The sequence below is a fragment of the Nostoc sp. genome (assembly GCF_036917815.1).
Lineage (GTDB): Bacteria > Cyanobacteriota > Cyanobacteriia > Cyanobacteriales > Nostocaceae > Nostoc.
The window spans coordinates 14,841-29,572 of the sequence record NZ_JBALEK010000015.1; the positions used below are offsets into that span (position 1 = coordinate 14,841).

Sequence of the window (14,732 nt, forward strand, 5' to 3'; positions counted from 1 at the left end):
CGTAACATACTCGCACACTGAATGTTTTTGCATTGAGTGGTGGCTCCTGTGTATTTTACCAAAGATTGTTGACAAAAACTCAACTGCGCTCCTCCCTGTTGCTGCTAACCATATAATTTTTTAACCGGTTACATCAAAATTCTTTCTACCCTGCCCCTCTGCCCCCTTGCTCCTCTCTCCCCGCCTCTTTTTAACCTCTTGGAAATAAATTACCTAGATACGTCCATCTACATTAAATTTTTTCAGATTTCTGAGAAAACTTGTGTCAAATTGTAAAATTTCTGATATTCATATTATTTATAAGGTTCGTGTTTCATACCTCATTTGCTTCTGCGTATCAGGCAAAAACCCTTACTAGTGTGATAAATTAAGAATCATTAAGTTACCACAAGCTAGATTACTAGCCGATGGTACGTGTAATGGCATAAAGAAAGAGAAATGGTGACTTCACTAGTCAGCAAGCTCTCAGAATCTCAACTGCTTTGATGCTATTGAGATTGTCAAAAAAACGTTAATTCCTCACGGCAGTCGGTTACATTGGCTCTCCGCACCGCCTTAGGAACGTTTGCAATTTTAGTAAAAAAAGAGGATTTTAGTCCGATGACCATCGCAGTTGGACGCGCCCCCAGTAGAGGGTGGTTTGACGTTCTCGACGACTGGCTCAAGCGCGATCGCTTCGTATTCGTAGGTTGGTCAGGGATACTATTATTTCCCTGCGCCTTCCTAGCACTAGGCGGTTGGCTGACCGGCACCACCTTCGTCACCTCTTGGTACACCCACGGATTAGCCTCCTCCTACCTAGAAGGCGCTAACTTCCTGACAGTGGCAGTATCCACCCCCGCCGACAGCATGGGACACTCCCTATTGCTGTTGTGGGGACCAGAAGCCCAAGGCGACCTCACCCGTTGGTTCCAATTGGGTGGTTTGTGGCCATTCGTGGCCCTACACGGAGCCTTCGGTTTGATTGGCTTCATGTTGCGGCAATTTGAAATTGCCCGTCTAGTAGGTATCCGTCCTTATAACGCTCTTGCCTTCTCCGCTCCCATCGCCGTATTCGTCAGCGTATTCCTGATGTACCCCTTGGGACAATCAAGCTGGTTCTTTGCACCCAGCTTTGGCGTAGCGGCAATTTTCCGGTTCCTGCTATTCCTGCAAGGCTTCCACAACTGGACACTCAACCCCTTCCACATGATGGGTGTTGCTGGTGTATTGGGTGGTGCTTTATTGTGTGCCATTCACGGTGCAACAGTCGAAAACACCTTGTTTGAAGACGGTGATGGTGCTAACACCTTCCGCGCCTTCAATCCCACCCAGTCGGAAGAAACCTACTCAATGGTGACGGCAAACCGTTTCTGGTCACAGATTTTCGGTATTGCTTTCTCTAACAAGCGCTGGTTACACTTCTTCATGTTGTTTGTGCCAGTTACAGGCTTGTGGATGAGCGCCGTCGGCATCGTCGGTTTAGCACTCAACCTGCGGGCTTATGATTTCGTTTCCCAAGAATTGCGGGCGGCGGAAGACCCAGAGTTTGAAACCTTCTATACCAAAAACATTTTGCTGAACGAGGGTATCCGCGCTTGGATGGCTCCTCAAGATCAACCCCACGAACAATTTGTATTCCCTGAGGAGGTATTACCACGTGGTAACGCTCTCTAATAGACCAACTATCTTAGGCGGCGCTGGACGCGACCAAGAATCCACTGGATTTGCTTGGTGGTCTGGTAACGCACGTTTAATCAACCTATCTGGCAAACTACTGGGTGCTCACGTTGCCCACGCTGGTTTGATTGTATTCTGGGCTGGAGCGATGACTTTGTTTGAAGTCGCTCACTTCGTTCCTGAAAAGCCCATGTACGAACAGGGCTTAATCCTGTTACCTCACCTCGCCGCTCAGGGTTGGGGTGTTGGTGCTGGTGGTGAAGTCATCGATACCTTCCCCTACTTTGTTGTCGGTGTACTCCACCTAATTTCCTCAGCCGTCCTTGGCTTTGGCGGTATCTATCATGCTGTCCGTGGCCCAGAAACCTTAGAAGAATACTCTTCTTTCTTTGGTTACGACTGGAAAGACAAGAACAAGATGACCAACATCATCGGGTTCCACCTGATTATTTTGGGATTCGGTGCATTGCTGTTGGTTCTAAAGGCAATGTTCTTTGGTGGGTTGTATGACACCTGGGCACCAGGCGGTGGTGATGTTCGGATTATTACCAATCCGACATTGAACCCAGCAGTTATCTTCGGTTATGTAATCAAGTCTCCCTTCGGTGGCGAAGGCTGGATTGTCAGCGTTGATAACTTGGAAGATGTCGTCGGCGGTCACATCTGGATTGCCTTTATCTTAATTGCTGGTGGTGTCTGGCACATCTTCACCAAGCCTTTTGCTTGGTCACGTCGTGCATCCATCTGGTCTGGTGAGGCTTACCTCTCCTACAGCTTGGGCGCTCTCTCCCTGATGGGCTTCATTGCCTCAATCTTTGTTTGGTTCAACAACACCGTTTACCCAAGCGAATTCTTTGGCCCTACCGGACCAGAAGCTTCTCAAGCTCAGGCTTTGACCTTCTTGATTCGTGACCAACGCTTGGGTGCTAACGTCGGTTCTGCCCAAGGCCCTACAGGTCTAGGTAAATACCTGATGCGCTCTCCAACTGGTGAAATCATCTTTGGTGGTGAAACCATGCGCTTCTGGGATTTCCGCGGCCCTTGGTTAGAGCCTCTACGTGGCCCCAATGGTCTTGACCTGGAAAAAATCAAGAATGATATTCAGCCTTGGCAAGCTCGTCGCGCTGCTGAATACATGACCCACGCTCCTCTCGGTTCTCTAAACTCCGTGGGTGGTGTGGCTACCGAAATTAACTCCTTCAACTACGTATCTCCTCGCGCTTGGTTGGCGACTTCTCACTTCGTACTAGGATTCTTTTTCCTAGTTGGTCACTTGTGGCACGCCGGTCGCGCACGGGCTGCGGCTGGTGGTTTTGAGAAAGGAATTAACCGTGATACTGAGCCAGTGATGTTTATGAATGACCTCGACTAGGTTGTAAAGTTTATTTCATCACTGATAATTAAATAGTTTAGAGGCTCTTGCATAAAAGCAAGGGCTTTTTTATTGATTGCGCTTACCCACAGGAAGTCTAGGCAACATCCTGGTAATTTTTTCCTGAAAATCACCTAAGCGTTTAAGATATTGGCTAAAATAAATTGACTTTTTCATCGTATTAGGTGTGGTAAAAAATCAGCTAAGTGACCTGAAGCGACAAGCGTGGAAACCGATTATTATAGATGGGGAAAGCACTTTAGACGCTTCCAAAACTTCGGGTAAAGTCTGGTTTTTTAATGGAGAGACTTGGCCTGTTTGTCATAATTGTCAAAACCCAATGAGGCTGGTTCTTCAGTTAAATCTTCATGAGTTACCTGGGAGCCTAGAAGAAAAGTTCGGCTCTGGTCTTCTTCAGCTTTTCTGCTGTGAAAGTAACTTTGAAATCAAAACTGGGAGCTTTACTTTAAGAGAGCCTATGGGAGGCTATTCTGATATAGTTATATCTGTAACTGCTTATGAAGATGAGTTTGGTGAGACAACAGTTATAGAAACATCAGAACTCTATGAGGAAGAATCAGAGTTAATTCTTGGCAATCCAGAACCGGAAGCGATCATTGAAGAGTTAATAGATACTTGCTGGATGCAAGCCTGTAAAGCATTTTCAACATCTCAGGTTATTAGGATCATTCAACCGAAGGGCGAAGTAAATCATGTTGAAGTTCCCGATATGGAAAAGACTTTTCCTACTAAGTTGATCGTAGGTTGGGAAGAAATTGAGGATTACCCCCATCCTGATGAAGTAGAACAATATGGGACTTTATTTAATGATAGGAAGAAGGTTTGGAGTGAATATATTTTATTAAACAATCTAGGAGACAAATTGGCAGGTTGGCCTTGCTGGGCACAAGATATTGAATATCCCAAATGTCCTGTCTGTAACCAAAAAATGGATCAGTTTATTTTTCAGCTTGAGGAGTGCGAAACTATAAATTTTCCTTACCCGCATTCTGGTCTGGGTGTAGGGTATATCGTGCAATGCTCAACTCACAAAAAACAAGTCGCTTTTTTTTGTCAATTCACCTAATGGGGTAAAACTATCGAGACTGCTTTTTGCCCTCATGCTAGATATTATCTTAGCTACGGTCGCGCATTTTAATAACGAACAATGTTTAAACTTTGTTTCGCCCACGAGGGGCAAGGTTTTAAACCAATATTCATCAAAGAACCGTACAGAACTCATGCTGAATTCTGACTCCTGAGTTCTGAATTCTTCTTTATAAAATATTCTGGAGGTCGTAACAATGACAGTCGCCAAGAATCGAGCAGACCGAGTAATACTTTACGACATTAGCTGGCAACAGTTTGAAAATCTTCTAAAAGACTTGGGAGAGCATCGGGCAGCAAGGTTAGCTTACGATCGCACTACTTTGGAAATTATGACACCTTTACCTGAACACGAACATTACAAAGAGGTAATTAGTATTGCAGTTCAAGACATCGCTGAAGAGTTGGCTATAGACTATGAAAGTTATGGCTCGACTACTTGGAAGCGAGAAAGCCGAATGGCAGGGGTAGAATCAGATAACTGCTTCTATTTCCAGAATGAAGCTGCGATTCGGGGTAGATTGGATCTGGACTTGAGACAAGATCCACCGCCTGATTTGGCACTGGAAATTGATGTTACCAGTAAGTCTCTAAATCGGTTTCCCATTTATGCACGCCTGGGAGTACCAGAACTCTGGTGTTATGACTCCGGTGAACTCAAAATTTACCAACTACAAGATGGGGAATATATCGAATCAGAGAACAGTTTAGTATTTCCTACTTTAGCAATTCGATATCTGCCGAAACTGATTGAGCAAAATCGGGCAAATGGCAGACGAGCAATTCGTCAGGCGGTTCGGGAATGGGTGAGAGAAGGCGGGAAGAGTAAAGATTGAACTACCTACTCAACCTAATTCATAATTACGAATTACGAATTAGTATCAACTTCCTCCCACATTCATTGCTGCTAAAAAAGACTTTTGACTCACATCTCTGTAAACTGTATTCAAAGACTTCATTACCACATCACTCGAAGTTGAATTTACTGTATTTTCCTCTTCCTTCGCTAGGGGGATTGCTCCTAATACATCTAAAACCATCTCATTAGTGGACGGTGCAATCACTACCAATGATGACTCTAGTGGCTCATTATATTGCCAGAAAGAGTCAATTTTTACTGAGTATTTGTTATTAGGAATTGACGGTTGAATATCGGGCGTTTCTGTGGTATTATGTTGAATTTTGGCACTACGTAACTGACGTAAATCACTGATGATTTGCTCTTTGGTACGTCCGCGCAATTGAAATAGTACAAAGGGGTCTTCACTGAAGCGATCGCCTAACTGATAGTATATCGCACCAATATGTTTACAGGGATTTGCTTTATCAGGACAAGAGCATTTACTCTGGACATCAGTCAGGGTAAAAGGAAATATAGAAAGACCATTAGCTGTGAACACTTCTTCTATATTTTGTGGCATTTCTCCTGCTAGTAGCTTGGCAGCAAAAATTGCCCTTTGGGACATGGTTTCAATTACATAACCCCACTGTTCATCACTAAAAGGTTCAAGGGAAAGGGAAACTTTATAAGGTTCAATTTCACTCCCTTGCACTCTAGCCAATACTTTCGCACCTTTAAATTCGATGCTCAAAACATTTCCTTGACGAGCATAATTTCTCGCACGTTCTAAGCGCTTTTTAAAGCGATAGGAATCTAGCAAATCTAGCCATTGTTGTGACCACCATTCTCGACTTGCTTGTAATGTGTAATTAGTCATAATCAATTCCAAATTCAAAATTAACAACGCACAACCTAATACGGTTCAGTTAAGGCTTAACTCTTTGTCAAAGTCAATTTTTTAACGTAGACGCTTCGGCTTCCCGCAGGGTACCGCATTCGCGCAGCATCTCGTCAGAGTTGGACGCAAAGGAAGAAATAATTATAGGTTTGTAGTGAGCGCTAAAGCACTCAAATCAAGGACTAAAGTCCTGACTACAAACTTATTCTGCATCATCGTCAATTACTGCACTACGATCGAGTAGTAGTAAGTTGCGAAGTTGATTTGTATCCATTTCAGTTAACCATTCTTCACCAGCACCCACAACTTGTTCAGCTAGTTGTTTCTTACTTTCAATCATGTCATGAATTTTTTCTTCTAAAGTGCCAGTGCAAACAAATTTATGTACTTGTACATTCCGGGTCTGGCCAATCCGAAATACTCTATCTGTGGCTTGATTTTCTACGGCTGGGTTCCACCATCTATCAAAGTGGAATACATGATTTGCTCGTGTTAAATTCAATCCTACACCACCCGCTTTCAGAGAAAGAATCATAATCGGTGGACCTTGGGGGTCGTGTTGGAAACGGTCGATCATTTCCTCACGTTGTTTTTTGCTGGTGCTGCCATATAAAAAGAATATTTCTCGCCCAAGCTGTTTTTCTAAATAGGGTTTAAGTAATTTACCCCACTCAGCAAATTGTGTGAAAATTAAAGCTCTATCGCCTTCTGCTAAAACTTCTTCTAACATTTCTTCTAGCCGCAGCAGTTTGGCTGAATTATGTTGCTCTAATGTCGCCTGTTTCAAATATTGGGCTGGGTGATTGCAGATTTGCTTGAGTTTTATTAGTAAAGCCAAAATCATCCCCCGACGTTGCAATCCTTCAGCAGATTCTATTTCTACTAAAGATTGTTCTACTACTTGTTGATAAAGTGCAGCTTGTTCACCAGTAAGACCACAAAATACGGTCATTTCTTGCTTATCTGGTAAATCTTGAATGATGTCGCGATCGCTTTTCAATCGCCGCAGTATAAATGGTTGCACTAATGAACGTAATTGAGTCAAAGAAGCAGTATCACCATACTTTTCTATTGGCATAGCAAACCGACGCTGGAAAAATTGCTTATTGCCTAAATATCCTGGATTGAGAAAATCCAAAATAGACCAGAGTTCTTGCAGTCTATTTTCTACTGGTGTCCCCGTCAACGCAATCCGAAACGTAGCTTCTAATTCACGCACTGCTTTTGACTGCTTCGCCTCTGGATTTTTCACATTTTGAGCTTCATCTAAAACTATTATCTGCCAAGATACACTTTGCAATGACTTGATATCTCGATGAAGAAGTGAGTAGCTGGTAACGATTAAATCGTGCTTTTTCACTGCTTCTAAAAATGCTTTCCCTTTTGGGCGTTTGTCACCGTGATATTGCAAAATTTTCAGGCTTGGTGCAAATTTATTTACTTCCCTTTCCCAGTTGCCTAAAACAGAAGTTGGACAAACCAATAGAGTTGGATTTTCGAGTGCATCCTGTTCTTTCAAGTGCAGCAGAAAAGCGATGAACTGGATAGTTTTACCGAGGCCCATATCGTCGGCGAGACACGCGCCTAAGCCCCAACGTTCTAAGAAGGACAGCCAAGCAGCACCACGTTCTTGATAAGGTCGCAACTGCCCTTTAAAGCCTGTTGGTGTGGGCAAAGGTGCGATCGCTTGATTATTGGTTAACGCCCCAATCAACTCTTGCAATGCCCCAGATGCCTCAAAGCTAACTACTGGTAACTTTTCAATTACCTGGGTATCCCCTGTACTGAAACGCAAGGCATCTTCCAAGGAAAGCGCCATTTGGTCTTTGCGAGTGGTAAAAAATGTTTGGGCTGTCTTGATGTCTTGGGGGCGCAATTCTACCCACTCGCCGTTAATTTCCACTAGTGGACTATTTAAAGCCACAAGTTTATCAAACTCAGCTTTAGAAATAGTTTGTCCGCCAATTGCTAACTGCCATTGGAAGTTTAGTAGACTTTGCAACCCCAAACGTCCCTGTTTTGTCTTTGGGGTTTCGGCGGTAATTTTCAAACCCAAACGGTTTGCCCATCCTTCGCGGTTGGCTAAACTGGGAGGCAAAATTACTCCCAAACCACTGTCTTCCAACCTCCAAGCTACAGCTTTGATAAACTCATAAGCTTGGATGGGGGTGATATTAGAAGATTGGGGATATTCGGTTTCAAAACTGGGTGCGATCGCTGGATATAATCGGGAAGCTAGCCCCAAACCTCGCAAAAATGTTTCCTGTGGTTGCTCAATTGTCCGATTTTCATAAACCAATCGTTCAACTGGATTGTTCCAAATAGTTGCCGCATCCACCAAAAACTCAGGATCATCAGCCGCTTGCAGGAAATACGCCAATGTCCAATCTGTTTCGCCAGACTCTGGAGAACGCAGTTGAAAACAAGTACGAAATAGAGTTTTAAGAGTTAATTGGTATTGTAGCGGCATAGTCCAAGCCTTCAGTGCCGCTTCTAGTCGTTCCACTTCAATGGTATCTGCATTAACTATATGAGATGCACTAGTTAAGGCTTGCAACCATTGTCGCACCGCAGATGGTAAAGATGCAATCACCTTAGCTTCAATTGGAGGTTGAGAACCCATCATTTCTCGCACTTGGGCATCTATCGTACTGTTGAGAAATCCCAAAAGTAATTCTTGAGGTTCGGTAGGGAAGTTTATATAAAGTAGGGATTGGGGATTAGGGATTAGGGATTGGGAAAACTCCTCTCCAGTCCCCAGCGATGCACTGAGCTTGTCGAAGTGTCCCCAGCGATGCACTGAGCTTGTCGAAGTGTCCCCAGCGATGCACTGAGCTTGTCGAAGTGTCCCCATTCCCTCTTGATAAGTACGACAAACCAACGGCATGTTTGCAGAAAATTTTTCTAGGCGGGTTCCATCTACTGCACTGTCTAGAAGTACTTGCCACTTAGCAGCAAATGCACCATCTGATTGTCGGTCAATTGTTGGTAAAAACTTACAGCGCGAGATTAAATCTAAACTCCAACGGGCAACCTGCGACCAAAAGCGTAAATCTCCACCCAAAAAGGCATCTTCCCCTTTAGCAGCATTTAAGGGAACAGCAGCGAGAAATTTTACTGCTTCACTGGGGTTAAGACAAAAACCCTCAACTCGCCAGGGTTGCAAATATTGCGGGGAGTCTGTATCTAGCCCCAAGCTGGCAGAATGTACAGGGAAAATCGCTGTTGTTCCTTCGCTATTAGCTTCTGGGATGTAAGTCGGTAGGGCAATAATTTGGGAGTGCGTTGGCAAACTGATCTCAGTGGCACTGGGGGCTTTCCGTGTTCGCCCAGTAGTAGCAATGGCAACTTGAGGCTGCTGGATGAAGTTGGTAATTGCCATGTTCTGCGAACGCAACCACTCACTCAACTCAACTGATGTCATTGCCAATGGATGTGGTGCTATATCTCCAGTTCCACTAAACTCGAAATTGACTCGTGGCGATCGCCAAGTTTCCCCCCAAATAAATAAACAACCATTTTGATTTTTTAGTAACCAATTACAGTGTAAGATCGCCATTTGCTAATTACTTATATATATTTTTACAAAACTCAAGAATTAAAATTGCAACCATTCTACTTTTTGCATCTTAAAAATTAGATTTATTAGCCCAATCTTGCATATAATAAACATTTAAGTAAATATTCAATACAAACATTGTAAATAATGATTTTTCCTCTAATTAAAGTTTTAAAAAATGGGATATTAGTAGAACTAGATTATATGAATCCTCAAGAACAGGAGGTTGTAAGAGCATTACTCAATGTTGTGATTATTGAAGGTAAAACCTATCCTCAAAAGCAACCTCTATCTCAAGCAGAATTTTCAGCTTACTGGTTAAGCAAGGATGCCTTTGTTGTCAGGACATCTGTTGTAGATCCTACACACAAGCCAAAAGAAATATTAGGGGCATTTTATTTAAAGCCAAACTTTCCCGGTCGGTGTAGCCATATTTGCAACGCTGGTTTTATTGTACAACCAGGGTTACGGGGTCAGGGGATAGGGCGGTTCATGGGAGAGGCGATGCTTTTGATCGCAGCAAATCTGGGCTACGAAGCAGTAATGTTTAATTTGGTCTTTGAAACTAATATACCTTCAATTACACTTTGGCAGTCGTTAGGATTTGAAATTATTGGGCGCATTCCGGGTGCGGCGAAGCTAGATCGCGGGCAGGTGGTAGACACGCTGATCGTGTATCACACTTTGGGTTGAACGACTTGTCTATCTTTGTATGTACTAGAAGTCAGCTATATGGCATAAATGTTAGGATTGCCACAGAAAGAGAATAGCGAAAGAGAAGGAAAAAGAACTGAATGGCAGAAGTTGATAAGTCAATATCCTTTGATGGAAGGGATATTCGACTGAAAGTAGGCTTACTAGCTCCCCAGGCAGGTGGGTCGGTTTTGATAGAATCAGGAGACACATCCGTTTTAGTAACGGCTACGCGATCGCAAGCCAGAGAAGGCATTGATTTTCTTCCCCTGACTGTAGATTACGAAGAAAGGTTATATGCCGCAGGTCGGATTCCCGGAGGGATCATGCGGCGGGAAGGTCGTCCACCAGAAAAAACAATTCTCACCAGCCGTCTTATAGACCGTCCCATGCGTCCCTTGTTCCCCTCATGGCTACGGGATGACCTGCAAATTATTGCCTTAACGCTGTCAATGGACGAGTTAGTGCCACCCGATGTGCTAGCAGTTACAGGTGCTTCCATTGCGACCCTGATTGCCCAAATTCCTTTTAATGGGCCGATGGCAGCAGTGCGGGTTGGTTTAGTGGGAGATGATTTCATTATCAACCCCACATACTCAGAAATTGAAGCCGGAGACTTGGATTTGGTAGTAGCAGGTTCACCAGATGGCGTAATCATGGTGGAGGCGGGAGCCAATCAGTTGCCAGAACGAGATATTCTTGAGGCGATTGATTTTGGTTATGAAGCAGTGCGGGACTTAATCAAAGCACAGCAAGATTTATTAGCAGAACTGGGTCTAGTAATAGTGCAAGAAGCACCACCACAAGTAGACCAAACGCTAGAAAATTATATCCGCGATCGCGCTAACAGTCAGATTAAGAAAATCCTGTCTCAATTTAGCTTGACCAAACCCGAACGCGATGCCGCTTTAGATGTCGTCAAGGATGAAATTGCCGCGACGATTACTGAACTGTCAGAAGAAGACCCAATTCGAGTTGCCGCAACTGCAAATAAGAAGGCACTTGGTAACACTTTTAAAGATATTACCAAATACTTCATGCGGCGACAAATCATCGAAGATAACGTCCGCGTTGATGGTCGTAAACTCGATCAAGTGCGTCCTGTTTCTTGTTTAGTTGATGTCTTACCAAAGCGAGTCCACGGTAGCGGTTTATTTAACCGGGAACTAACTCAGGTATTATCCGCTTGTACTCTGGGTACACCGGGGGATGCCCAAAACCTCAACGATGACATGCAGCTCGATCAACACAAGCGTTATCTGCATCATTACAACTTCCCGCCGTTCTCAGTCGGTGAAACCAAGCCAATGCGGGCCCCAGGAAGACGCGAAATTGGTCACGGGGCGTTGGCAGAACGAGCGCTCCTACCTGTGCTACCGTCAAAAGAACAATTTCCCTACGTCATTCGCATCGTATCGGAAGTACTTTCCTCCAACGGTTCCACCTCAATGGGTTCAGTGTGCGGTTCCACCCTTGCCCTGATGGATGCTGGTGTACCAATTCTCAAACCCGTCAGTGGCGCAGCAATGGGACTGATTAAGGATGGGGACGAAGTGCGAATCCTGACCGACATCCAAGGCATTGAAGACTTTTTGGGCGACATGGACTTCAAAGTTGCCGGCACGGATACCGGGATTACCGCCTTGCAAATGGATATGAAAATCTCCGGTTTGTCTTTGGAGGTTATAGCCCAAGCCGTCCACCAAGCCAAAGCAGCCCGATTGCACATTCTGGAGAAAATGCTCGCCTGCATTGACACGCCGCGTACTGAAACCTCACCTTATGCCCCACGTCTGTTAACAATCAAGATTGATTCAGACATGATTGGTTTGGTCATTGGCCCTGGAGGCAAGACTATTAAGGGGATCACAGAGGAAACTGGTGCAAAAATTGACATCGAAGATGATGGCACCGTGACGATTTCCGCCGTCGATGAGAACAAGGCCAAGAGAGCCAAAAACATCATCCAAGGCATGACTCGCAAGCTGCATGAAGGGGATGTCTATGCAGGACGCATCACTCGGATTATACCCATAGGTGCATTTGTGGAATTTCTGCCTGGAAAAGAAGGCATGATCCACATTTCTCAACTAGCCGACTACCGCGTTGGCAAAGTTGAAGATGAAGTAGCGGTGGGTGATGAAGTGATTATCAAAGTGCGCGAAATTGATAACAAAGGTCGGATTAATCTCACCCGCTTGGGTATCCACCCAGATCAAGCAGCAGCAGCGCGAGAAGCTGCGGCGGTAAATCGTTAAATCGATTTGGGATTTTAGATTAGATTAAATCTAAAATCCGCGATGCCTGTTGTGAAGGCATCGCCGTATGCTTCTCTAATTAACGCTTTTTCATCACTCTCAGCACAGTAAAAGAAGAAATATTCATATATATTAAATGTGAAATTATAAAGACCCTAAGCCCAGGTTTAAGTATGGAGAACCGCTATTCTTGTGAAAGAATATAGGAATTCGATTTGATTTTTGAAAAAATCTAAGTACCTGTAGGGTGTGTTATCGCGTAGCGGAACGCACCAAAAGCTTCGGGTGGTGCGTTAGCCAGAGGCATAACGCACCCTACGTATATTTCAAAAATTAAATATGAGTCCTATAGTAATAGTTAGAATTATTTATCCTAATCATATCTGCTAATAAAACTAAATAGTGTGAAAAATAAATCTGGGCTTATTTATATCAGTTGGATGATCGGCGTAAGTGCCTTAATCTTATTTATCTGTAGCAGCTTACGACATGAATTATTTCAATCAAATGCTTTGGATTTAGCTGTCTTCGATCAATGGGTATATTTAGCAAGTCAAGGACTACCGACAATTTCATCATTCTTTGGCTTTCAGATGATTGGAGATCATGCAGCTTTTATCTTATATCTAATTGTGCCACTTTACAAAATTTATCCCGATGTGCATTGGCTATTTGCAGTCCAAGCGATCGCTTTAGCACTAGGATGTTTACCCGTATATGCCTTAAGTTTACAAGCTGGCTTATCTATAAATTATGCACGAGCAATTTCTATTTCCTACCTACTCTATCCTTGTTTATTTAACACCAACTTTTTTACTGATTTCCGTCCAGAAGCGATTGCTGTCCCTGCCTTATTATGGGCAATGTGGGCAGGAATTAGTAATCGAACTTGGCAGTTAATTATAGCGATCGCTTTAGTCCTAAGTTGCAAAGATATTTTAAGTTTAACTGTAATTGCTTTCGGAGTTTGGCTGTGGTTTATCCAGCATCGACGTATCTATGGAATTGGTTGTATCGTCACAGGTGCGGTTTGGTACTTGATGACTGTTGGTTATCTCGTCCCGATGATTCGAGGTGGTAAAGCAGGTGGGGTTGTATTTTATAGTTCTCTAGGTGATTCTCCCAAAGAAATCATCTGGAATATTATTTTTAATCCTAGCTTGATTTTAGGAAAATTCTTTGCACCGGAAACACTATTTTATTATTTATTACTTCTGTTACCAGTAATTATTGGATTACACTGGCGACACGCAACGATGATAATACCAGCTTTACCAATGTTTTTGCTGAATATTATTTCTGATTATTCAGCACAGCGAGACTTAGTTCACCATTATTCTTTAACAATTTTCCCATTTTTAATTGTTTGGTTATTGTATTCAATATGGCAGTACCAGCAAGACAAAAAAAGACCTTGGCTAAAACCGCGTTTTTTAATAGTTTGGGCTATAATTGCATTTTTGGCACTGGCTAAGTATGAATTTTTCATAACACGTTATTTATCTAGTCTGTCAATTCTTAACTCTCTGCATACAGCAGTAAGTTTGGTTAAAACCCAAGGAAGCGTTTTAACAACATCAAGAATTGCTCCTCATTTGAGCCAACGCCAAATTATTAATCTAATTAGTACAGACAGTAAAATTGATGATATAAGTAGTGGAAATATTGAATATGTATTACTTGATGCCCGAACTAAAAATCGGGAAAATAAACTTGACTTCAATCCAGAATTGCCCTATGAACTCAAAAATAACCAAGCATTTAAATTGATTTATCAACAGGATGATGTTTATTTATTTAAAAAGCAGTAAGGTAATTAAAGGTATGTAGTGTAACCCTGTGGGTTACACTACATACTAATCTCAATGTTTTTTAGCTTATAGCTGTTCCCATTCAGATGAGGTACAACATTATATCGCAAGGTGTAGGGGCACGGCAGTGCCGTGCCACTACGGGTGTACCTTACTAGCTTGGGAAATGCTATACTTAACCTGCTTTTATTTAATCTCGCCTACTTAATCTTTGTATTTTAATAAAGTTAAATTATCTATTCAAGTAATAACAAAAATAGTTTTGGTTGAGCGATCGCTACTCAACCTACAATTATTTTTAACTTAAATGTAAGTTAATACAAATAAAACTAACTAATGAGGATTGTAATTTTTCATTGGTAATATAGGATTACTATTTGATTTTTGAACAACACGTAGGGTGTGTTATCACCGAGAGTACGGCACCATTTTCAAGGGTTTGGTGCGTTAGACTAAAGTCATAACGCACCCTACAAATACTTTAATTTTGAATTTTGAATTGTTAATCTTGCTGGCTTATATCATGTCCGCTAA

The 14,732-nt window shown here is 42.9% G+C and carries 9 protein-coding genes; 7 read left to right on the forward strand and 2 right to left on the reverse strand.

What is annotated here, in order from left to right:
• Positions 1-600 precede the first annotated feature (600 nt).
• From psbD to V7K97_RS04540, 4 genes are all read left to right on the forward strand, one after another.
• Positions 601-1,656, forward strand: coding sequence for a photosystem II D2 protein (photosystem q(a) protein) (psbD, locus tag V7K97_RS04525; protein ID WP_012409998.1), 1,056 nt, complete (start codon positions 601-603; stop codon positions 1,654-1,656).
• Positions 1,640-3,031 (forward strand): photosystem II reaction center protein CP43, encoded by a 1,392-nt coding sequence (gene psbC, locus V7K97_RS04530; RefSeq protein ID WP_334799495.1) that lies wholly within the window; start codon positions 1,640-1,642, stop codon positions 3,029-3,031. Before psbD ends, psbC begins: the two co-directional genes overlap by 17 nt.
• 187 nt (positions 3,032-3,218) lie before the next feature.
• The gene (locus tag V7K97_RS04535) at positions 3,219-4,118 is read left to right on the forward strand and encodes a DUF1963 domain-containing protein (RefSeq protein ID WP_334799496.1); all 900 of its coding nucleotides are present in this window, start codon (positions 3,219-3,221) and stop codon (positions 4,116-4,118) included.
• Positions 4,119-4,335: 217 nt separating this feature from the next.
• Entirely contained in the window at positions 4,336-4,974 is a 639-nt protein-coding gene (locus tag V7K97_RS04540; protein ID WP_334799497.1) for a Uma2 family endonuclease, read from the forward strand.
• A gap of 45 nt (positions 4,975-5,019) precedes the next feature.
• Here the strand turns inward: V7K97_RS04540 and V7K97_RS04545 are convergent, their stop codons facing one another.
• Both V7K97_RS04545 and V7K97_RS04550 read right to left on the reverse strand, forming a co-directional pair.
• Positions 5,020-5,856: an SWIM zinc finger family protein gene (locus V7K97_RS04545; RefSeq protein WP_334799498.1), complete on the reverse strand. Its 837-nt coding sequence runs from the start codon at positions 5,854-5,856 to the stop codon at positions 5,020-5,022.
• Between the two features lie 223 nt (positions 5,857-6,079).
• Positions 6,080-9,436 (reverse strand): DEAD/DEAH box helicase, encoded by a 3,357-nt coding sequence (locus V7K97_RS04550; protein ID WP_334799499.1) that lies wholly within the window; start codon positions 9,434-9,436, stop codon positions 6,080-6,082.
• Positions 9,437-9,583: 147 nt separating this feature from the next.
• Here V7K97_RS04550 and V7K97_RS04555 point away from each other — a divergent pair, with 147 nt between their 5' ends.
• From V7K97_RS04555 to V7K97_RS04565, 3 genes are all read left to right on the forward strand, one after another.
• Positions 9,584-10,129, forward strand: coding sequence for a GNAT family N-acetyltransferase (locus V7K97_RS04555; protein WP_334799500.1), 546 nt, complete (start codon positions 9,584-9,586; stop codon positions 10,127-10,129).
• A 101-nt stretch (positions 10,130-10,230) separates the two neighbouring features.
• Complete coding sequence (locus V7K97_RS04560) at positions 10,231-12,387, forward strand: polyribonucleotide nucleotidyltransferase (protein WP_334799501.1); 2,157 nt, start codon at positions 10,231-10,233, stop codon at positions 12,385-12,387.
• A gap of 404 nt (positions 12,388-12,791) precedes the next feature.
• Complete coding sequence (locus tag V7K97_RS04565) at positions 12,792-14,198, forward strand: DUF2079 domain-containing protein (RefSeq protein ID WP_334799502.1); 1,407 nt, start codon at positions 12,792-12,794, stop codon at positions 14,196-14,198.
• The last annotated feature ends 534 nt before the right edge of the window (positions 14,199-14,732 follow it).

Bases quoted from the DNA above. Each gene is read 5' to 3' on its own strand.
- psbD (WP_012409998.1), top strand. From the start codon at position 601: ATGACCATCGCAGTTGGACGCGCCCCCAGTAGAGGGTGGTTTGACGTT.
- V7K97_RS04540 (WP_334799497.1), top strand. From the start codon at position 4,336: ATGACAGTCGCCAAGAATCGAGCAGACCGAGTAATACTTTACGACATT.
- V7K97_RS04545 (WP_334799498.1), bottom strand. From the start codon at position 5,856: ATGACTAATTACACATTACAAGCAAGTCGAGAATGGTGGTCACAACAA.
- V7K97_RS04550 (WP_334799499.1), bottom strand. From the start codon at position 9,436: ATGGCGATCTTACACTGTAATTGGTTACTAAAAAATCAAAATGGTTGT.
- V7K97_RS04555 (WP_334799500.1), top strand. From the start codon at position 9,584: ATGATTTTTCCTCTAATTAAAGTTTTAAAAAATGGGATATTAGTAGAA.
- V7K97_RS04560 (WP_334799501.1), top strand. From the start codon at position 10,231: ATGGCAGAAGTTGATAAGTCAATATCCTTTGATGGAAGGGATATTCGA.